We start from the raw sequence: 19,626 nt of genomic DNA, 5'->3' as shown, positions 1-19,626 counted from the left end.
CATGGCTGAACTCGTTCTGGACCTTGCCGAGACCGTCGCCGGCGTCGGCGTGAAGACCTCGTACGGCGATGCCGTCGACATCGACGGCACGACGGTCGTGCCCGTCGCGCTCGGATACTACGGCTTCGGCGCGGGGAGCGGCTCCGACGGAGCTGGCGACCAGGCGGGCGGTGGCGGCGGTGGCGGACTCTCCATTCCGCTCGGCGCATACGTCGGACGCTCGGGCGATGTGCGCTTCGAACCGAACCTCATCGGTCTCCTGCTCGTCGCCACGCCCCTCGTCTGGGTCACCGGTAAAGCACTGCGAATGGTCATCCGCGCGCTCAAGCGCTGAGGCCGTCCTGCGGTCGCGCGAGGGGTCGTGGCCGCCGTCGCTCGGGCCATCGGCGTATACTCGTGCTCGAACACGGGAGTCCGGTGAGCCGGGCTGAGAGGAAGGTTCTCAACCTTCGACCGTCGAACCTGATCTGGGTCATGCCAGCGCAGGGAGGCCAACCACATCTCAATTTCCCGTGCCTCTTTCCACGAATCGAAAGGGCACGACAGTGCACACTGCAGCATCAGAAACCAGCAGCCCCTCCACCCCCCGCACGTCACGCGACCTGCGCTGGCGGGTCGTCGACATCGTCGTCGCCAGCGTCATCGGCGTCGCGACAGGGCTCCTGTTCCTGTTCTGGAACAACGTCGGCTACGCATGGTTCAGCGCGGCCGATGCCCTCACGCCCGGGCTCGGCGGCGTCGCCGTCGGCATCTGGCTCATCGGCGGCGTGCTCGGCGGGTTGATCATCCGCAAGCCGGGTGCGGCGCTCTTCGTCGAACTGCTCGCGGCGATCGTCTCGGCGCTCGTCGGCAACCAGTGGGGCATCGAGACGATCTACTCGGGCCTGGCACAGGGTCTCGGCGCCGAACTGGTGTTCGCGATCTTCGCCTACCGCCGCTTCGGCCTCGTGCCCGCGATGCTCGCGGGTGCGGCCGCCGGCGCCGCGGCGTGGACGCTCGAGCTCTTCGTCTCGGGCAACCTCGCGAAGTCGGCCGAGTTCCTCGGGCTCTACTTCACGACCGTCGTCATCTCGGGTGCCGTGCTCGCAGGGCTCCTCGGCTGGCTCATCGTGCGCGGTCTCGCTGCGACGGGTGCTCTCAGTCGCTTCGCCGCCGGTCAAGACGTGGCGCAACGGGTCTGACGTGGGGCGCGTTTCCGAAACCACCCGACCCGCGCGCGTGGAGGCGCGCGGGTGGGGGTGGCGGCACGCCGGTCGCAAGCGAACCGCGCTCGACCGCATCGACCTCGTCGTCTCGCCGGGGGAGCGGGTCCTGCTGCTCGGGCCATCCGGGTCGGGTAAGTCGACCCTCCTGCACGCGCTCGCCGGAGTTCACGGCGGGGCCGAGGAGGGTGAGGAGTTCGGCTCCCTCCTCATCGACGGCGAGTGGCCCGGCGCCGTACGCGGTCGGGCGAGCCTCGTTCTGCAGGATCCCGACTCGCAGGTGATCCTCGCGAGGGTCGGCGACGACGTGGCGTTCGGGTGCGAGAACCTCGGCATTCCGCGCGACGAGATCTGGCCGCGCGTGCGTCGAGCCCTCGACGAGGTCGGTCTCGACCTCCCACTCGACCACTCGACGAGTGCACTCTCCGGTGGTCAGAAGCAGCGGCTCGCCCTCGCCGGTGCGCTCGCGATGGGCCCGGGCCTGCTGCTCCTCGACGAGCCGACGGCCAACCTCGATCCTGCAGGCGTCCACGAGGTGCGGCAGGCCGTTGCTCGCACGCTCGATCGCACGGGCGCGACGTTCGTCGTGGTCGAGCACCGCGTCGACGTCTGGATCGATCTCGTCACCCGGGTCGTGGTGCTCGGCCGTGATGGGCGCCTCATCGCCGACGGCGAGCCGCAGGAGGTCATCTCGACGCAGCGCGACGCGTTGCTCGCGGCCGGCGTCTGGGTTCCGGGCGTGCCACCGGCGGTGTCGGCCGCACGGCCCGTGCCCGCGGCATCCGTCGTCGACCTCGAGGGCATCGGTCTCGCCATCGGGCGACGGAGCGACGCCGTCGTGCGCAGCGATCTCTCGCTCGCGCTGCCGCGGGCGGCGTCGACGGTGCTCACCGGTCCGAACGGTGCGGGCAAGTCGACGCTCGCGCTCACGATGGGCGGCCTGCTGCCACCGCTCGGCGGTCGCGTGCGCGCCTCGGAGGCATTGGCACGCGGCCTCAAGACGGACCCCATCCGCTGGCGATCACGCGAGCTCCTCTCGCGGATCGGCACCGTCTTCCAGGAGCCCGAACACCAATTCGTCGCGTCGACCGTGCATCGCGAACTCGAGGTGGCACCTCGCGCACTCGGACTCGATGCCGCGACGACTGCTCGGCGCACCCGTGAGGTGCTCGAGCGACTGGGCCTCGATCGCCTCGCCGAGGCGAACCCCTTCACGCTGTCGGGCGGCGAGCAGCGGCGGCTCACCGTCGGATGCGCGCTCGTCTCGCAGCCCGGCGTGGTGATCCTCGACGAGCCGACGTTCGGGCAGGACCGATTGACCTGGATCGAACTCGTGATGCTGCTGAGGGGTCTCGTCGACGAGGGCACGACGCTGCTCTCGGTGAGCCATGACGCCGCCTACCTCGATGCGCTCGGCGACCAGCACCTCGACCTCGGGAGCGACGCCCTGCGCATGGAGGCTGCGGCATGATCGCGACCCAGCGACTGCACCTCGTCGACCGGGTGAACCCCGTGAGCCGGCTCGCCGCGGCGATGCTGCTCACCACTCCGCTGCTGCTGACCGTCGACTGGGTGAGTGCCGCCGTCGCACTCGGCGTGCAGCTCGTGCTCTTCGCGATGGCAGGCGTGACCCCGAGGGTGCTCATCTCGCGCGGATGGCCGATCCTCATCGCCGCACCGATCGCCGGGCTGAGCATGCTGCTCTACGGCCAGCCGGAGGGAACCGAGTACTGGTCGTTCTGGCTCGCCCGCATCACCGACGGATCGATCGAGCTCGCGGTCGCGGTGACCGTGCGCGTGCTCGCCATCGGGCTGCCCGCGGTGCTCCTCTTCATGAACGTCGATCCGACCGAACTCGCCGACGGGCTCGCGCAGATCGCGAAGCTCCCGAGTCGCTTCGTGCTCGGTGCGCTCGCGGGAGCGCGACTCGTGGGGCTCTTCATGGAGGACTGGCGGGCGATGGCGCTGTCGCGCCGTGCACGCGGCATCGGCGATCACGGCGTGATCCGCAGGTTCGCGACGATGGCGTTCGCATTGCTCGTGCTCGCGATCCGGCGCGGCAGCAAGCTCGCCACCGCGATGGAGGCTCGCGGGTTCGGTTCCGATCACCCGCGAACATGGGCGCGGGAATCGCGAGTCGGCTGGCCGGATGCCCTACTGCTCTGCATCGCCGTTGCCATCGCGGTCCTCGCGATCGGTTGCGCCGTCTGGGCGGGAACCTTCCACGCGGTGTGGGCGTGAGCGGGATCGATCCGCACGGCGCCGCCGCGGCGGGCGCCGCGGCATCCGCAGTGCGAGTCGTGCTCGAACGGCGCCGGGCCGCGGGTGCCCAGGTCGTGGCGATCGATGGACCGAGCGGTTCGGGCAAGAGCACGCTTGCCGACGCGCTCGTACGGGCGTGGCCGGGCCCTGCTCCCGAGCTCGTGCGTCTCGACGACGTCTATCCCGGCTGGAACGGCCTCGAGCCGGCCGGCGCCACGGTGGCGCACGAGCTCGTCGCGCGTCACGCACGCGGCGCGGTCGGGCGATGGCGCCGGTGGGACTGGGCGGCCGAGCGCGTCGCCTCGATCGAACGGAGCCGGCCGGGTCGGGTGCTGATCGTCGAAGGCTGCGGCGCCTTCGCGGCGACTGCTCCGGTCGAAACGCTCGCGGTGTGGGTCGAGGCATCCCCGCGTGTGCGCAAGCGCCGGGCGCTCGAACGGGATGCCGGTGCGTTCGATCCGTACTGGGAGCTGTGGGACCGCCAGTGGCGCCGCTACGTCGCTCGAACCGCACCCGCGCGCCGAGCCGACGTGCGGGTGCGCGTCGCCGACGACTGAGACGGGAGGTCGGCGACACGATCCGCGACCGCGCGCGCGACCTGCCGCTTCGTCATCGCGAGGGCTACGGTAGTGACATGAGCACAGATACGGGAGCCCAGTACGTCGCGGAGTTCCTCGACGGCCCGCTCGAGGGGGAATTCGAGCACCGCATCCTCGTGGGCGGCAAGCCCGAGCAGCGAGTCGGCATGGTCGCCGCTGTCGACGGTCTCGAGTCCCTGTTCTGGTACGACGCGGTCGACGAGCGCGAGGTCAACGGCCAGGTGCGCGTGCAGTTCCGCTTCGACGCCGACGACTCCGATCCGGTCGAGTCCGACGACGAGAACGACTGAGCCTCGGACCCGTCGGCCGGTCAGCCCTGCTGATCGTCGATGAACGCGCCGATGAGCGCCGCAGGGTGCGTGAGGCGCCAGATCGGCCCTGGGTCACGGATGGCGCTCGTCAGCTCGAGCGGTGAGGCGACCTCGCCGCCCGCGGTCGCGAAGCTGACGCGGCCGACATCGCTGCCCGACGACGCGGTCGTGAAGGGCTCGACGGTGACGGATGCCTCTGCGCCCCCGTCGCCCCACGAGGCATCCGTTCTGCTGACCGAGGCGATCAGCTCGGCCCGGTCGCCCCATGCGGCCTCGACGCTCGCGTAGGGCGTGCCGGCGGTGATGACCTCGACCGGCGTCGCCGATGCGGCGGCGGACGTCACGGCGGTGCTCACTCCCGCGTCGAGCGCCTCGTAGTCGGGCATGAGGGTCGTCGCGCCCACGAGGCGGTACGGCGGCTGGTCGGCGAGCCCCGGCACGGTGGTCGTGTACACGAAGCTCACGCCCGCCTGGTCGGTGTAACTCCGTGCGAGGGCGCGAACACCGGCGTCGCCCGGGCGCGCGACGTTGTCGGGGATGTCCCGCTCGCCGGCGACCGCGGGGGCGTCGCCGACGCCGAACATCCCTGCAAGGGTTGGATCGGCGAACACGAGGGCGGCGAGCCGGGTGAGTTCTTCGGGCGTGCCGACGTTGTCGCCCGAGAGCCCGGTGGCGTCGGCGACTCTCGTGGCGGTGAATCCGTTCTCGGCGAGCCAAGCGTTGGCCGCCTCGACATAGGCGTCGGTGCTGCCGAACGCCCACCGCACGAGCGTGTCGGCGTGATTGTTGCTCGAGGCGAGCAGCGTGGCCCGCACGACGTCGCGTTCGCTCCATTTCTGGCCCGGAAGCACCGGCAGCGTACGGGTGTCCTCGGCGACGTACCGCAGGTAGTCGGTGTAGTCGGCCGGGCCGATCGTGAGGTCGGGGCCGCCGCCGTCGCTCGGAAGGGGCAGGGAATCGAGGGTGGCGAGCACGGTGACGAGCTTCACGGCGCCGCCGATCGGCACGGCTTCGGTGTCGCCCGCGACCGCGAGCGTCGTCGCAGCGCCGTCGTCGCCGAGCACCGCCATCGCGCTGGCGCCGTCGGCGGGGAGCGTCACGGTCGCCGCGCTCTCGTCGGGCGCCTCGTCGCTCTCGGCCATGGTGACGGACACCGACGGAAGCGGGCCGAGGAGCATCGCCGGACCGTAGACGCCGATGCCGAGGATCGCGATCGCGCCGACGGCGATGCCGACGATGCGGCCGGGGGTCATGCTCATGGAATCAGCGTAACCCGGTGCGGATCATGCCCAGCCCAGCTCGTGGAGCCGGTCGTCGTCGATGCCGTAGAAGTGCGCGATCTCGTGCACGAGCGTGACGTGGATCTCCTCGCGGAGTTCGTCTTCGTCGGCGCAGATCGCCAGCAGCGGCTCGCGGTAGAGGATGATGCGGTCGGGCATCTCGCCGAATCCGTACCGATCGCGTTCGGTCAGTGCGAAGCCGTCGTAGAGACCGAGCAGGTCGAGCGAACCGTCTTCTGGGCGGTCCTCGACGACGAACACCACATTCTCGAGGCCGTCGACCATGTCGTCGGGCAACTGATCGAGTTCATCGACGACGATCGCCTCGAAGGCTTCGGCGTCGAGTTCCACGAGCGGCTCCGATCGGAGGCGGTGAAGAAGTATTGGGGTGAGTAACGGGGCTTGAACCCGCGACCTCCTGGACCACAACCAGGCGCTCTACCAACTGAGCTATACCCACCATGTGTCGACCGCCGGGGCGATCTGGCAACTCGACGAGCTTACTACACCTTGGAGGCGAACTCGTTCACCACGGACGTCGAGAGGCTCTGGAGCTCCGCCGTCGAGGGGCCGGGCTCGGCTACGAAGACCGCACGACGGTAGTAGTGCAGCTCGCGGATCGACTCGAGGATGTCGGCGAGAGCACGGTGCCCGCCGTTCTTCGGCGGCGAGTTGAAGTAGGCACGGGGGAACCAGCGCTTGGCGAGCTCCTTGATCGAGGAGACGTCGACGCTGCGATAGTGCAGGTGCGCGTCGAGGCGCGGCATGTACTTCGCCAGGAACGCGCGGTCGGTGCCGATGGAGTTGCCCGCGATCGGTGCCTTCTGCTCTTCGGGGATGTGCTGCAGCACGTACTCGAGCACCTGGTACTCGGCATCGGCGACGCTCACGCCGTTGGGGATCTCCTCGATCAGCCCAGACGTCGTGTGCATGCCGCGGACGAAGTCGCCCATGTTCTCGAGTGCGCTGGCGTCGGGCTTGATGACGATGCTCAGTCCGGCGTCGACGGGATTGAGGTCGTAGTCGGTGATGACGACGGCGATCTCGACGAGCTCGTCGACCGCGAGGTCGAGTCCGGTCATCTCGCAGTCGATCCAGACCAGGCGGTCGCTCGAAGAAGGCATGTCGAGAGTCTATCCGGGTGCTCCGACGTCGCTGATCGGGCCCCGTCGCAGGATCAACGAGGCTGCCACCGTGTGGAGCCCGGAGCGAACGACTGCAACGGTGCCCCCGGCAGGAATTGAACCTGCGACCAAGAGATTAGAAGGCTCCTGCTCTATCCGCTGAGCTACGGGGGCGGCGGTGCCAGCATACCGGGACGAGCCGGGTCAGCCCTCGATGGGCACGAAGGGGTCGTCCGCCGAGGCGCGAGCCGGGTCATCCGATCGCCCCTTGCGGATCGCCAGCGCGATGAGCGGGAACAGCAGCACCGAGAGCATGCCGGCGCCGACCAGCGCGGCCGCGGTGCCGCTCGGCAGATCGCCGTTGTCGACGCCGATCGCGGTGACGGCGACGATGATCGGCAGTCCGGTCGCCCCGAACAGCGCCGTCGCCACGAGATCGCGCCGACTCGATCCCTTGGGGGCGGCGAGCAGCGACGGCAGGCCGCGTACGACGAGCAGGAGCACCAGGAAGATCGGCAGGAGCACCGTCGTGCGCACATCCGCGAACAGGGACTCGAGGTCGAACGCGACGCCGGTGTTGATGAAGAAGACGGGCACCAGGAAGCCGTAGCCGACGGCCTCGAGCTTGGTCTCGACCACCTCGACGTCGCGTTCCGGGGCGCCGGAGAGCAGCAGTCGGTACAGCACGCCGGCGGTGAAGGCCCCGAGCAGCATGTCGAGATCGAGCACGATGCTGAGCGCCACGAGCGCGAGCAGCACGAAGATGACGAGCCGCACGGCGAACTGCCCGCTCGTGTGCAGCGTCGCCGTGATGACCCGGTGCATGCGCTTGCCGACGCCCTTCGCGGCGAGCCAGATGGCGATGCCGGCGATCACGGCGAACGAGAGGAGCACGACGGCGGCCAGCAGCGGGCTGCGGCCGCTCAGGAACAGGGAGATCGCGAGCAGAGGTCCGAACTCGCCGATCGCACCGAGGGCGATGACCGCGATCCCGAACGGGGTGCCCAGATCGCCGGAGTCGCGCAGCACCGGCATGATCGTGCCGAGTGCCGTCGAGGTCAGCGCGATGCCGATGAACGCCGCCGCGGGAAGATCGGCCGCCAGGAGCGTCGCGAGGCCGATGCCCGCTGCGAGTGAGATGATCCAGCCGATCGCCGCGCGGCTGAGCGGTCGACCGCGGATGGCCCGGAAGTCGATCTCGTTGCCCGCGAGGAAGAAGAGCATGGCCAGGCCGAAGTCGGCGAGGAGGGTCATGAAGTCGTCGGGCACGATCCACCCGAGCAGTGCCGGGCCGAGGAGGAGCCCGAGCACGATCTCGAAGACGACGAGGGGAATGGCCACCCACTTGCCGATGGCTCGCACGAGGAGCGGCGCCGCGACGGCGATCGCCGGGACGAGCACCATTGTTCCGATCGAGATCTCCACGAGGGGCACTCCATTCCAGGGCGGCAGGTGTGCCCGTCGCGATGCTAGCGGAGGCAGCGGGCGGTGCCGTGGCGCCGGACCGTGGCATCCGGTTGTCTGCTGGAAACATGACGGCGGTATCGTCGTGGCATGCGAGAGCTGCAGTCGCGAATCATCGCCGAACTCAATGTCACCCCGGTCATCGATCCCGCCGAGGAGGTGCGGGCGCGCATCGACTTCCTGAAGTCCTACCTCCGCGCCACCGGCGCCAAGGGCCTCGTCCTCGGCATCAGCGGTGGGCAGGACTCCACCCTCGCGGGCCGGTTGTGCCGGCTCGCAGTCGCCGAGCTCGAATCAGAAGGCGTGGCATCGCGGTTCATCGCCGTGCGCCTGCCCTATGGCGTGCAGCGCGACGAGGATGATGCCCAGCTGGCCCTCGACTTCATCGAGCCGCAGGAGACGGTGGTCTTCAACGTCAAGGGCGGCGTCGATGGACTCACCGAGGACTTCGCTGCGGCGACCGGAGTGCCGCTCAGCGACTTCGGCAAGGGCAACGTCAAGGCGCGTATGCGGATGGTGGCGCAGTACGCCCTCGCTGGAGAGGGCGGGCTGCTCGTCGTCGGCACCGACCACGCCGCCGAGGCCGTCACGGGATTCTTCACCAAGTACGGCGATGGGGGAGCCGACGTGCTTCCCCTCACGGGTCTCACGAAGCGGCAGGGGCGCGCGCTGCTCGAACACCTCGGTGCGCCCGAGCGCCTGTATCTCAAGGTGCCGACGGCGGATCTGCTCGATGCGAACCCGGGGCAGTCCGACGAGGCGAACCTCGGCCTGAGCTACGCCGACCTCGACGCCTACCTCGAGGGCGAGGAGATCGACGAGGCAGTCGCCGAGCGCATCGAAGCCCGCTTCCTGCAGACACGGCACAAGCGCACGGTTCCCGTGTCGATGTTCGACGACTGGTGGCGCTGATCGTCGCGACCCGCTGCTGAGGGCCGCACGCTGCGCTCAGCAGCGCGGCCCTCAGCGACCTGCGTGGTCCGGGACGCTCAGCGGAATCGAGCGAGCCGCTTCAGCGCTGCTGCTCGCCCTGCAGGGTGACCGTCGGCGCGGTGTTGGCGGTCGTCGTCGAGTCGTCGGCGTTCTCGTCGGCGATGGTGACGCTGCCCTGATACCGCTGCTGGTGCTGCTCGGCGACCCAGCTGTCCTGCTGGTCGATGGCCGTCTGCTCGGGCTCCTGGCGCTGGGTGCGCCACCGCGTGAGGTCGTTCTGGAATTGGCGGCGCGTTCGCCCAGGACGGCGCTGCCACTCGAGGAGTCGATCGCGGAACTCCACGACAGCCGGGTCGAGTTGGTACCCGAACGTCGCCGATGCCCGCTTGAGTTCATGCAGCTGGTGAGCGGCCCAGTTCGCCGCGACGTCGGACCCGCGGATCGGCAGCAGCCGTACGACGATGTCGGCCTGGCCGACGGCACGATCGGCGAGCACCTGCTCCTGCGGCGTCAGCGAGTTCCACACGGATGCCTCGGTGGCGGCATCGACGAGGGCGGCGATCGCTGCGGCCTTCGACTCACGATCGCGCTGTGCCACGAGCCGCTTGATCGCGAGACTGGCGATCCACGCGGCGAGGAGGCCGGCGGCGAGCACCGCGAAGAACAGCACGACGGCCGAGAAGACCGTGGGCTGCGAGGCGCTCGAATCGAGCCATGAGATGAGATCGTTCCACCACTGCATGGCCGCAGATTACCCCCGGCTCGCGTCGCGGTCGGCGAGCGCCGGCGGCGTGCCCGAATACGCGTGGCGCGAGCTCAGCGGAAGACCTCGGCGGCGGCGCGCGACGACCAGAACTCGCCGAGTTCGATCGAGCGGATGCCACCCGCGACGAGTCGTTTCGAACCGAAGCGGACCTCGTCGCCGAACCCGCGCTGCTCGATGTGTCCGAGCACGGCGCCCTGCGGGCGGGTGACCCGCCACAGGCCGGGTGCTGCGGGCGAGATCTGCAGGCCGGGCACGTCGTCGGGGAACGGTTCGCGAGTGCGCGTTGCGAACGCGTCGGTGGCGATGGCGGACATTTCGCTCCTCTCGTTGGTGCAGCCGGCCCTGCGGTGTGTCACGAGAGTACGGCCGGCCACCGACATCCGCTCGGCGTGGTGACCGCCGCCGATGGCCGTTGCCGGTGGTCGCCGGCATGCAGTGCCCGGCCGAACCCGGCTGGGCACTGCATGGCCCGCCGAGCTCAGCCGAGCACGGTGCCGTGCGCGGCGAACGGCTCGATGCGTTCGATCTCCGCCTCGGTGAGCGGTGCAGCATCGAGCGCGGCGATGTTCTGCTCGAGCTGCGCGACGCTCGAGGCGCCGATCAGGGCGCTCGACACGAGCGGCTGGCGCAGCACCCAGGTGAGGGCGAGCTGGGCGAGCGTCTGGCCGCGATCCTTCGCGATCGCGTCGAGCGCACGGGCGCGCTCGAGGTACTCGCCGCTGATGCGGTCGGGGGAGAGGAACCGGCTCGTCGCCGCCCGCGAGTCCGCGGGCACGTCGCCGCCGAGGTAGCGATCGGTCAGGAGGCCCTGCGCGAGCGGCGAGAACACGATGCTCGCAGCGCCGACCTCTTCGAGCGCCGGGAACAGGCCGTCTTCGATGTGACGGTCGAACATCGAGTAGCGCGGCTGGTGGATGAGGAGCGGCACGCCCTCGGCCTCGAGCGCCGCTGCTGCTGCCCGAGTCTGGTCGGGGTCGTAGTTCGAGATGCCGACGTAGAGCGCCTTGCCCTGTCGCACGGCACTCGCGAGCGCGCCCATCGTCTCCTCGATGGGCGTCTCGGGGTCGGGCCGGTGCGAGTAGAAGATGTCGACGTAGTCGAGGCCGAGGCGCCCAAGGCTCTGGTCGAGGGAGGAGAGCAGGTACTTGCGCGAACCGAAGTCGCCGTACGGGCCGGGCCACATGTCGTAGCCCGCCTTCGACGAGACGATGATCTCGTCGCGGTACGCGGCGAGGTCGTCGGCGAGGATGCGGCCGAAGTTCACCTCCGCACTACCGGGAGGCGGTCCGTAATTGTTCGCGAGGTCGAAGTGCGTGACCCCGAGGTCGAAGGCGCGACGCACGATCGCGCGCTGGGTGTCGTAGGTGCGTTCGTGCCCGAAGTTGTGCCAGAGGCCGAGCGAGAGAGCCGGGAGCTTCAGGCCGCTGCGGCCCACCCGGTTGTACTGCATGCGGTCGTAGCGTTCGGGGAGGGCGGCGTAGCTCATGGAGCAACTCTAGGTCGCCCGACTCGTCCTCCACACTCGCGTGACGGCCGGCTTCTGCACGACCAATGTCGGCGACCACCGGATGCCTCGGGGCCGACGCGATGCTGTTCGGAACGCGGCTCCGGGGTGACGATCCGGCACGAGCGCCTTCCCGGGGCCGCGTGCCGTCGACTCGCGGCGGCATCCGACCGAGGAGTGCAGCACATGACCGACATCATCACCGTGACGGGAGTCGTGGGAACCGATCCCAAGCACCACGTCACCAACGGCGGACTCGCCATCACCACCTTCCGACTCGCCTCGACGAGGCGCGTGTTCGATCGCGAGAAGGCGACGTGGGAAGACGGGGAGACCAACTGGTACACCGTCTCCGCGTTCCGTCAGCTCGCCACGAATGCGAGCCTCTCCATCCGCAAGGGCGAGCGACTCATCATCCGGGGCCGGCTCCGGCTGCGCGCCTGGGAGACCGGCGAACGGTCCGGCACGGCCGTCGAGATCGAGGCCGACTCCATCGGCCACGACCTCGCATGGTGCGTGAGCACCTACGCCAAGGTCCGGCCGACGCGTCCAGCGGATGCCGCGGAGGCGGGGTCGCCGCAGGGCGACGCGTTCGGCGGCGCCGAGGTGCCGCCGGCGGGCTCTGGGGCGGCGTTCGACGGCGGCACCTCCACGTGGCCCGGCACCTCCTCGGCGCTGCGACCCCTCGGGCTCGACGCCGACACCGATGACGACGCGGACACCGCCCCCAGCGACGACGACGATGCCGAGGGCGTCGAGCTCCCCGAGTTCGAGGCGACGTTCGCCCGCTGAGCAGGTGCTCGAGGCCTCGCACGGCCCGCCCGAGCCTCGATCGAGGGCGTACCGCCTAGAATCGGCTCGGGCGGTCGCCACCGCCGGTGAGGGGAACGATGAGACGGCGATTCGGTACCAGCGCGGGCCTTGCGATCGCGGGGGTCGCGTTGCTCGTCGGGCTCACAGCGTGCACGTTCGACGACCCCCAGCCGACAGCACCCGCGACCGCGCGACCGACGCCGTCGACACCCGGTACCGCGGCGCCGACCGCACCCGAGTTCCGTCCCGAACTCTCCGCGTCCGAGAACCTGCCGTATTTCGACTGGGTCAACGCGGGCGTCGTCGCCGCGAACGCCTCAGCGGGCGGGCGCGACTTCATCGACGCGCTCGTGGCCGCGGGCTTCGACAAGGCCCAGATGCAGGTCACCGCCGACCGCACCACCGTCGACCTGGCAGCCGATTCCGTGCAGTTCTCCGTGCTCTTCCAAGGGGAATGCCTGGTCGGCCAGTACGGTCCCGCCTCCGGTGGATACCACGGCGCGGTCCGGCCGCCGCTCGGCACCGGCACCTGTCTTGTCGGGCAGACCCGCCCCATAGACTGGTAGGCGACATGGCTGATTACATTTACTCGATGGTTCGCGCCCGCAAGGCGGTCGGCGACAAGGTCATCCTCGATGACGTGACGATGGCATTCCTCCCCGGAGCGAAGATCGGCGTGGTCGGCCCGAACGGCGCCGGCAAGTCGACGATCCTCAAGATCATGGCCGGCCTCGACCAGCCGTCCAACGGCGAGGCGCGGCTGAGCCCCGGCTACTCCGTGGGCATCCTCATGCAGGAGCCCGTGCTCGACGAGACCAAGACGGTGCTCGAGAACGTTCAAGAGGGTGTCGGGCCGATCAAGGCGAAGCTCGACCGCTTCAACGAGATCTCGCTGGCGATGGCCGAGCCCGACGCCGACTTCGACGCGCTCCTCGCCGAGATGGGCGTGCTGCAGGAGGCCATCGACGCCGCAGACGCGTGGGACCTCGACTCCCAGCTCGAGCAGGCGATGGACGCACTGCGCTGCCCGCCGGGCGACGAGCAGGTCTCCGTGCTCTCGGGCGGTGAGAAGCGCCGTGTCGCGCTCTGCAAGCTCCTGCTGCAGAAGCCCGACCTGCTGCTCCTCGACGAGCCCACCAACCACCTCGACGCCGAGAGCGTGCTCTGGCTCGAGCAGCACCTCGCCAAGTACCCCGGCGCCGTGCTCGCCGTCACGCACGACCGGTACTTCCTCGACCATGTCGCCGAATGGATCTGCGAGGTCGACCGCGGTCGCCTCTACCCCTACGAGGGCAACTATTCGACCTACCTCGAGAAGAAGCAGGAACGCCTGCAGGTGCAGGGCAAGAAGGACCAGAAGCTCGCCAAGCGCCTCTCTGAAGAGCTCGAGTGGGTCCGTTCCAACGCGAAGGGGCGCCAGGCGAAGTCCAAGGCGCGACTGGCGCGCTACGAGGAGATGGCGACCGAGGCCGAGCGCACGCGCAAGCTCGACTTCGAGGAGATCGTGATCCCCGTCGGCCCGCGCCTCGGCGCGCAGGTGATCGAGGCCAAGAAGCTCCGCAAGGGCTTCGGCGAACGCATCCTCATCGACGACCTGAGCTTCAGCCTGCCGCGCAACGGCATCGTCGGCATCATCGGCCCCAACGGCGTCGGCAAGACGACGCTGTTCAAGACCATCGTGGGGCTCGAACCCCTCGACGGCGGCGACCTCAAGATCGGCGAGACGGTCGACATCTCGTACGTCGACCAGAGCCGCGGCGGCATCGACCCGAACAAGAACCTGTGGGAGGTCGTCTCCGACGGCCTCGACTACATCATCGTCGGCAAGACCGAGATCCCGTCGCGCGCCTACGTCTCGCAATTCGGCTTCAAGGGACCCGACCAGCAGAAGAAGGCCGGCGTGCTCTCGGGTGGTGAGCGCAACCGCTTGAACCTCGCGCTCACGCTGAAGCAGGGCGGCAACCTGCTGCTGCTCGACGAACCGACCAACGACCTCGACGTCGAGACCCTGTCGAGCCTCGAGAACGCACTGCTCGAGTTCCCCGGTTGTGCCGTGGTCATCACCCACGACCGGTGGTTCCTCGACCGCATCGCGACGCACATCCTCGCCTACGAGGGCACCGAGGAGGACCCCGCGAACTGGTACTGGTTCGAGGGCAACTTCGAGTCGTACGAGCAGAACAAGATCGAGCGGCTCGGCCCCGACGCGGCGAAGCCGCACCGTTCGGCTTACCGCAAGCTCACCAGGGACTGACATGCGCCTGCACGTGCCCACTCCGCTGCGGTGGAGCGACCTCGACGCCTACGGGCACGTGAACAACGCCCGGATGCTGGGCCTCCTCGAAGAGGCTCGCATCCAGGCGTTCTGGGTGAGCGACGACACGTCCGAGCACGCCGCGGGTGCGTCGACCGCAGTGCTCGACGCCACACCCGGCGCGACCACGATCACGTTGATCGCGCGCCAGGAGGTCGAGTACCTCGCGCCGATCCCGTACCAGCGGCAACCGGTCGACATCGAGCTCTGGATCGGGCACATGGGCGGGGCGAGCCTCGACGTCTGCTACGAGGTCTACTCGCCGGTCGGTGTCGAGCCGCGCGTGCTCTACACGCGTGCGGTCACGACGATCGTGCTCGTCGACGCAGAGACCGAGCGGCCGCGCCGCATCGGTGACACCGAACGCGCCGCGTGGGAGCCCTACCTCGGCGAACCCGTCACCTTCCGTCGGCGTTGACCACAGCCGGTCGATCACCCGGCGTCACCGCGACCGGTCGGGTCAGCCCTCGAGCGGCTCGTCGCTGAACGAGCCCTCCCAGACGGCGCGGCTGCCCGCCTCTGCGATCTGCACGAGCGTCCACATCGAGCCTGCCGCGACGACGAGGGCCGCGACGGTGAGCACGACTCCTACGATGACACGGGTGCCGCGGCTCGGCGCCCCGCCTCGCGGATCCCCGTTCCCGGGGGAGCTGCGCCGACGTGCCGCGCGCTCGACGAGCGCCCAACCGGCGATCGCGAGCGCCACGACGAGCAACGCGATGAGCCATGGCACGAGGTCTTCGCCTTGCGCGGTATGCACCTGGATGAGCGGTGCCGGAGGCACTCGCTGTTCGAGCCACTTGCCGGCTTCGATCGTGACGAGCCCGAGCGGCAGGAGCAGTGCCGCCGCGATGAGCGCGAGAACCCACAGCACTCGGCGCGCGGCGGGCCACGCCGCGAGGACGATGAGGAGCAGCGCCAGCAGCGGCGTCAGCACCACGACGGCGTGCACGAGCAGCACGTGCAGGGGGAGCCCTGCGAACGTGTAGTCCATCGTCAGGAGGCAGCGACGATGCGATCGCCGGAGACCGCGACGGCGATCGGCGTCAGCGGCTCGAGTGCCGGGCCCTGGATGACGTCGCCGGTGGCGGCGTCGAACATCGATCCGTGGCACGGGCAATGGAACTCGTCGCCGGCAGCGGCCACGACGCACTGCTGGTGCGTGCAGATCGCGCTGAACGCGACGACCTGGCCGGCGGTCGGCTGCGCCACCAGCGCAGGCTCGCCGTCGATCGTGGCGTCGATGCTGCCGCCCACCGGAACGTCGGCCAGGGCCGCGACATCGCCGCCCAGTGCAGGCGCGTCGGGGGCTGCAGTCGGACCGGTCGAGGTCGGCGGATCTTCGACGAGGCTCGGTGGCGCTTCAGTGGCAGAGGTGCTCGGGCTCGGGGCATCCGCTGCGCACCCTGCGAGCGCCAAGGCTCCGCCGATGGCGCCGGCGGAACCCATCGTGAGGATGGTGCGTCGGGTGGGATCGGTCATCGCCAGAACTCCTTCGTCCGCGTCGCTCGCGACTCGCGAGCGCCCATGGCACCATTCTGGGTCACCATCCATGGGGGACGGTGGATTCCACAGGATCTATTCAGTCGTCTCCGACGAACGCGCCGATTCGGGTACCCGCACCATGCCTTCTTGGGCAACGCTCGCAATCAGCACGCCGTCGCGAGTGTAGATGCGCCCGAGCGAGAGGCCGCGGCCACCGCTGGCCGACGGGGAGTCTTGCGTGTAGAGCAGCCACTCGTCGACGCGGGCGTCGCGGTGCCACCACATCGCATGGTCGAGGCTCGCGACCTTCAAGCCGGGGGTCGCCCAGGCGACGCCGTGTGCGCGGAGGACGGGTTCGAGGATCGAGTAGTCGCTTGCGTATGCGAGCGCGGCCCGGTGCATGTTGAGGTCGTCGGGCAGGCGACCGAACGCCTTCATCCACACCGCCTGGCGCGGCACTCGCTCGCCATCGACGGTGAGGTAGATGGGCGAGGGGATGTGCCGCACGTCGAAGGCGCGCTCGTTCGACCAGTACCGGGCGATGTCGTGGTCGAAGGAGCCGAGCACGTCGGCCGTCGACGGCAGCGTCTCGGGATCGGGCAGGTCGGTCGGCATCTCGACCTGGTGCGAGACGCCAGCGTCTTCGGTCTGGAACGAGGCGATGAGCGAGAGGATCGGCACGCCGTTCTGGAACGCATGCGTGCGCCGCGTCGAGAACGATCGGCCGTCGTGCAGCCGGTCGACGCTGAACGTGATCGGGTGCGCCACGTCACCAGGGCGCAGGAAGTAGCCGTGCATCGAGTGGATGGTGCGGTCGTCGGCCACGGTGCGCATCGCGGCTATGAGGGATTGGGCGAGCACCTGCCCGCCGAAGACACGCCCGAGCGGCATCCACTGCGACGGCCCGGTGAAGATGTCTTCAGTCGTGCGAGCACCGGTGTCGGTGAGGTGCAGGGTGCTCAGCAGGCCGTCGATCGGACCGTTCATCGTTCCTCCGTGTCGGTGGTCGGTGACCGCTCGTGACCCTCTGAGCGTGTGACCGCCGGGGCGGCGGCGCTCTCTTGGTAGTTTAGACAGCAGATGGCTCAACAACTCACGCTCGCCGACAGCCTGTCGCTCGGAGATCTGCACACCTACCTGCAGCGCGCAGGACGCGTCGAAGACGGTTCCGTGCGCCTCATCGCGGGCTCCGGAATCCTCGCCGTGTACACCGCGATCCTCTATCCGCGGGGCATCCTCGACGAGAGTCCCACGGTGCTCGGCCTCCGGACCTTCGCCCTGGCCGACGACGAGGAGTTCGACTCGGTCGTGCCGATGCGCTCCCTCGTCGAGCGCATCGTGCGTGCGCGGGGCGAGCTCGGCGAAGACGACGACTCGCGCCCCGTGTCGATGTCGCGGCCGCCCGAGGTCAACACCGTCACGTGGGCCGGTATCTCGCCCCCGCGCGGCGGTTGGCGCCCGCTCGGCACGACGGATGCCGCGACGCTCGAGGCGGCCGCCCGTGCGGGCATCGACGAGGTCGCCGAGGCGATCCCCGCGGGCACGGGAGAGCAGCTCGTGCAGCGCGTGCGCTCCGAGGTGTGGGGGCGCGGGGTCGAAGGGGCCGAGTACATCCCGACCGGCGCTGCATTCGCGGCGTACAGCCTCGGGTTCCTCGGCGACGACGAGGTCAAGCTCTTCGAGACGGGCCCGTGGACCCGGCTCTCCTCGCGCCGCGGGCACGTGCTCGTGCGGCGCAAGCCCTGGACCCTGAAGGCCTGACTTCTGCCGGTTGAGCCTGTCGAAACCCTGCAGCGCCGGTTTCGACAGGCTCAACCTACGAGATCGGGTCAGAGCTTCGCGATCGCCCGCCCGGCCGCGCGGCCGGTGAAGAGACATCCGCCGAGGAAGGTGCCTTCGAGCGCCCGGTAGCCGTGCACGCCGCCGCCGCCGAATCCGGATGCCTCGCCGACGGCGTAGAGCCCGGGAACCGGCGACCCGTCGGCACCGAGCGCACGCGAGTCGAGGTCGGTCTGGATGCCGCCGAGGCTCTTGCGCGTGAGGATGTGCAGCTTGACTGCGATCAGCGGGCCGGCCTTCGGGTCGAGGATCCGGTGGGGGGTCGCGACGCGGATGAGCTTGTCACCGCGGTAGTTGCGGGCTCCGCGCACGGCGGTGAGCTGCAGGTCCTTGGTGAACTCGTTGTCGACCTCGCGGTCGCGGGCGACGATCTCGCGCTCGATGTTCGCCGTGTCGAGCTCGGTCTCGGGCGAGAGGGCGCGCATGCCGTCGAGGAGTTCGTCGAGCGTGTCGGCGACCACGAAGTCGACGCCGTGCTCCTTGAAGGCCTCGACGGGGCCGGGCGCACCGGAGCCCAGTCGCTGGGCGAGGAGCTTCAGGTCCTTGCCGGTGAGGTCGGGGTTCTGCTCGCTGCCCGAGAGGGCGAACTCCTTCTCGATGATCTTCTGGGTGAGCACGAACCACGAGTGGTCGTGGCCCGTCGCGGTGATGTGCTCGAGCGTGCCGAGGGTGTCGAAGCCGGGGAAGAGCGGCACCGGCAGTCGCTTGCCGGTCGCGTCGAACCAGAGCGACGACGGGCCGGGCAGGATGCGGATGCCGTGCAACGGCCAGATCGGGTCCCAGTTGGTGATGCCCTCGGTGTAGTGCCACATGCGATCGCCGTTGACGAGCCGTGCGCCGGCGCGCTCGGTGATCGGCAGCATGCGGCCGTCGACGTGCGCGGGCACGCCGGAGAGCATCGACTTCGGCGGCGTGCCCATGCGCTTCGGCCAGAACTGGCGGACGAGGTCGTGGTTGCCGCCGATGCCGCCTGAAGCGACGACGACGGCGGGCGCGCGCAGCTCGAATTCGCCGACCTCGTCGCGGTTCGAGGGCTCGCCGCGCCCTGCAGGGTCGGGTGCGAGCACGGCGCCGCGGATGCCGACGACCGCGCCCCCCGCGACGACGAGTTCGTCGACGCGGTGGCGGTGGCGGAACTCCACGAGTCCGGCGGCCTCGCCGGCCTTCACCTTGGCGATGAACGGTGCGAGCACCCCGGGGCCCGTGCCCCAGGTGATGTGGAATCGCGGCACCGAGTTGCCGTGCCCGATGGCGTTGTACCCGCCGCGCTCGGCCCAGCCGACGATCGGGAAGAAGCGCACACCCTTCTCATGCAGCCAGGCGCGCTTCTCGCTCGCGGCGAACTCGACGTAGGCCTCGGCCCAGCGCCGCCCCCACTCGTCCTCGTCGCGATCGAACCCGGCGGTGCCGTCCCAGTCCTGCTTCGCGAGCTCGAGCGAGTCCTTCACGCCCATGCGGCGCTGTTCGGGAGAGTCGACGAGGAACAGTCCGCCGAACGACCAGTGCGCCTGGCCGCCGAGGCTGGCCTCCGGCTCCTGATCGACGATCAGGACGCGCTTGCCCGCATCGACGAGCTCGGCTGCGGCGACGAGGCCGGAGAGGCCTGCACCGACGACGATGGCGTCGACGGGCTTCTGCGTGCGGTCGGTCGCGGCGGGTGCGGGGGAAGCGGCCACAAGGACTCCTTCGTCTCGGGTGGTGCAGGGGTGTTCGGGTGGATCGTGCTGGTG

General features: G+C 69.7%; 23 protein-coding genes, 2 tRNA genes and 1 riboswitch. Of the genes, 12 read left to right on the top strand and 13 right to left on the bottom strand.

Annotation, left to right across the window (positions count from 1 at the left end; translation table 11 throughout):
• The first annotated feature begins 1 nt into the window (after position 1).
• The 6 genes from ASD23_RS08930 to ASD23_RS08905 all read left to right on the top strand — a co-directional run bounded on the left by ASD23_RS08930 (position 2) and on the right by ASD23_RS08905 (position 4,353).
• On the top strand, positions 2-334 hold the full coding sequence (locus ASD23_RS08930) for a hypothetical protein (RefSeq protein ID WP_056009487.1): 333 nt from the start codon (positions 2-4) through the stop codon (positions 332-334).
• Positions 335-396: 62 nt separating this feature from the next.
• Positions 397-506, top strand: a riboswitch (TPP riboswitch).
• Positions 507-545: 39 nt separating this feature from the next.
• A complete protein-coding gene (locus tag ASD23_RS08925; RefSeq protein ID WP_056009485.1) occupies positions 546-1,181 on the top strand; it encodes an ECF transporter S component in 636 nt (211 codons plus the stop codon).
• 1 nt (position 1,182) lies between these two features.
• Positions 1,183-2,673: an ABC transporter ATP-binding protein gene (locus tag ASD23_RS08920; protein WP_200941703.1), complete on the top strand. Its 1,491-nt coding sequence runs from the start codon at positions 1,183-1,185 to the stop codon at positions 2,671-2,673.
• A complete protein-coding gene (locus tag ASD23_RS08915; protein ID WP_200941702.1) occupies positions 2,670-3,443 on the top strand; it encodes an energy-coupling factor transporter transmembrane component T family protein in 774 nt (257 codons plus the stop codon). Before ASD23_RS08920 ends, ASD23_RS08915 begins: the two co-directional genes overlap by 4 nt.
• Positions 3,440-4,021 (top strand): AAA family ATPase, encoded by a 582-nt coding sequence (locus ASD23_RS08910; protein WP_235507689.1) that lies wholly within the window; start codon positions 3,440-3,442, stop codon positions 4,019-4,021. Before ASD23_RS08915 ends, ASD23_RS08910 begins: the two co-directional genes overlap by 4 nt.
• A gap of 77 nt (positions 4,022-4,098) precedes the next feature.
• On the top strand, positions 4,099-4,353 hold the full coding sequence (locus tag ASD23_RS08905) for a hypothetical protein (protein ID WP_056009479.1): 255 nt from the start codon (positions 4,099-4,101) through the stop codon (positions 4,351-4,353).
• Positions 4,354-4,373: 20 nt separating this feature from the next.
• Here ASD23_RS08905 and ASD23_RS08900 read toward each other — a convergent pair whose 3' ends face one another.
• From ASD23_RS08900 to ASD23_RS08875, 6 genes are all read right to left on the bottom strand, one after another.
• A complete protein-coding gene (locus tag ASD23_RS08900; RefSeq protein ID WP_056009477.1) occupies positions 4,374-5,633 on the bottom strand; it encodes a serine hydrolase in 1,260 nt (419 codons plus the stop codon).
• Between the two features lie 24 nt (positions 5,634-5,657).
• Positions 5,658-6,005 (bottom strand): metallopeptidase family protein, encoded by a 348-nt coding sequence (locus ASD23_RS08895; protein WP_056009475.1) that lies wholly within the window; start codon positions 6,003-6,005, stop codon positions 5,658-5,660.
• A gap of 33 nt (positions 6,006-6,038) precedes the next feature.
• Positions 6,039-6,114: transfer RNA gene (locus tag ASD23_RS08890), tRNA-His, on the bottom strand.
• 43 nt (positions 6,115-6,157) lie between these two features.
• Entirely contained in the window at positions 6,158-6,778 is a 621-nt protein-coding gene (gene orn, locus ASD23_RS08885) for an oligoribonuclease (RefSeq protein WP_056009473.1), read from the bottom strand.
• 101 nt (positions 6,779-6,879) lie between these two features.
• Positions 6,880-6,952: transfer RNA gene (locus ASD23_RS08880), tRNA-Arg, on the bottom strand.
• A 30-nt stretch (positions 6,953-6,982) separates the two neighbouring features.
• Entirely contained in the window at positions 6,983-8,203 is a 1,221-nt protein-coding gene (locus ASD23_RS08875) for a cation:proton antiporter (RefSeq protein WP_056009471.1), read from the bottom strand.
• 129 nt (positions 8,204-8,332) lie between these two features.
• Here ASD23_RS08875 and nadE point away from each other — a divergent pair, with 129 nt between their 5' ends.
• On the top strand, positions 8,333-9,154 hold the full coding sequence (gene nadE, locus ASD23_RS08870; protein WP_056009469.1) for an ammonia-dependent NAD(+) synthetase: 822 nt from the start codon (positions 8,333-8,335) through the stop codon (positions 9,152-9,154).
• Positions 9,155-9,254: 100 nt separating this feature from the next.
• Here nadE and ASD23_RS08865 read toward each other — a convergent pair whose 3' ends face one another.
• From ASD23_RS08865 to ASD23_RS08855, 3 genes are all read right to left on the bottom strand, one after another.
• Entirely contained in the window at positions 9,255-9,917 is a 663-nt protein-coding gene (locus tag ASD23_RS08865) for a hypothetical protein (protein ID WP_056009467.1), read from the bottom strand.
• A gap of 74 nt (positions 9,918-9,991) precedes the next feature.
• Complete coding sequence (locus ASD23_RS08860; protein WP_056009465.1) at positions 9,992-10,255, bottom strand: hypothetical protein; 264 nt, start codon at positions 10,253-10,255, stop codon at positions 9,992-9,994.
• A 164-nt stretch (positions 10,256-10,419) separates the two neighbouring features.
• On the bottom strand, positions 10,420-11,427 hold the full coding sequence (locus tag ASD23_RS08855) for an aldo/keto reductase (protein WP_056009463.1): 1,008 nt from the start codon (positions 11,425-11,427) through the stop codon (positions 10,420-10,422).
• Positions 11,428-11,631: 204 nt separating this feature from the next.
• Between ASD23_RS08855 and ssb the strand changes: the two genes are divergently transcribed.
• The 4 genes from ssb to ASD23_RS08835 all read left to right on the top strand — a co-directional run bounded on the left by ssb (position 11,632) and on the right by ASD23_RS08835 (position 14,990).
• Complete coding sequence (gene ssb, locus ASD23_RS08850; RefSeq protein ID WP_082571323.1) at positions 11,632-12,237, top strand: single-stranded DNA-binding protein; 606 nt, start codon at positions 11,632-11,634, stop codon at positions 12,235-12,237.
• Positions 12,238-12,335: 98 nt separating this feature from the next.
• Positions 12,336-12,824, top strand: a complete 489-nt coding sequence (locus ASD23_RS08845; protein WP_056009461.1) for a DUF6993 domain-containing protein — start codon at positions 12,336-12,338, stop codon at positions 12,822-12,824.
• Between the two features lie 5 nt (positions 12,825-12,829).
• On the top strand, positions 12,830-14,512 hold the full coding sequence (ettA, locus tag ASD23_RS08840; protein WP_056009460.1) for an energy-dependent translational throttle protein EttA: 1,683 nt from the start codon (positions 12,830-12,832) through the stop codon (positions 14,510-14,512).
• A 1-nt stretch (position 14,513) separates the two neighbouring features.
• Positions 14,514-14,990 carry an acyl-CoA thioesterase gene (locus ASD23_RS08835; protein ID WP_056009458.1) on the top strand — a complete coding sequence of 159 codons (477 nt, stop codon included), beginning with the start codon at positions 14,514-14,516 and terminating at the stop codon, positions 14,988-14,990.
• 42 nt (positions 14,991-15,032) lie between these two features.
• Here the strand turns inward: ASD23_RS08835 and ASD23_RS18960 are convergent, their stop codons facing one another.
• The 3 genes from ASD23_RS18960 to ASD23_RS08820 all read right to left on the bottom strand — a co-directional run bounded on the left by ASD23_RS18960 (position 15,033) and on the right by ASD23_RS08820 (position 17,044).
• Entirely contained in the window at positions 15,033-15,566 is a 534-nt protein-coding gene (locus tag ASD23_RS18960; protein ID WP_056009456.1) for a hypothetical protein, read from the bottom strand.
• 2 nt (positions 15,567-15,568) lie between these two features.
• Positions 15,569-16,054: a ubiquinol-cytochrome c reductase iron-sulfur subunit gene (locus ASD23_RS08825; protein ID WP_056009453.1), complete on the bottom strand. Its 486-nt coding sequence runs from the start codon at positions 16,052-16,054 to the stop codon at positions 15,569-15,571.
• A 96-nt stretch (positions 16,055-16,150) separates the two neighbouring features.
• Positions 16,151-17,044, bottom strand: coding sequence for an acyl-CoA thioesterase (locus ASD23_RS08820; RefSeq protein WP_056009451.1), 894 nt, complete (start codon positions 17,042-17,044; stop codon positions 16,151-16,153).
• 93 nt (positions 17,045-17,137) lie between these two features.
• Here ASD23_RS08820 and ASD23_RS08815 point away from each other — a divergent pair, with 93 nt between their 5' ends.
• Positions 17,138-17,818 carry a hypothetical protein gene (locus ASD23_RS08815; protein WP_056009449.1) on the top strand — a complete coding sequence of 227 codons (681 nt, stop codon included), beginning with the start codon at positions 17,138-17,140 and terminating at the stop codon, positions 17,816-17,818.
• A gap of 68 nt (positions 17,819-17,886) precedes the next feature.
• Here the strand turns inward: ASD23_RS08815 and ASD23_RS08810 are convergent, their stop codons facing one another.
• Positions 17,887-19,572 (bottom strand): FAD-binding dehydrogenase, encoded by a 1,686-nt coding sequence (locus tag ASD23_RS08810; protein WP_056009447.1) that lies wholly within the window; start codon positions 19,570-19,572, stop codon positions 17,887-17,889.
• Positions 19,573-19,626: the final 54 nt, after the last annotated feature.

It is taken from the genome of Agromyces sp. Root1464 (assembly GCF_001427265.1).
Lineage (GTDB): Bacteria > Actinomycetota > Actinomycetes > Actinomycetales > Microbacteriaceae > Agromyces > Agromyces fucosus.
The sequence above is the reverse complement of the archived record's forward strand: the minus strand, read 5'-3'. Positions and strand labels throughout refer to the sequence as shown.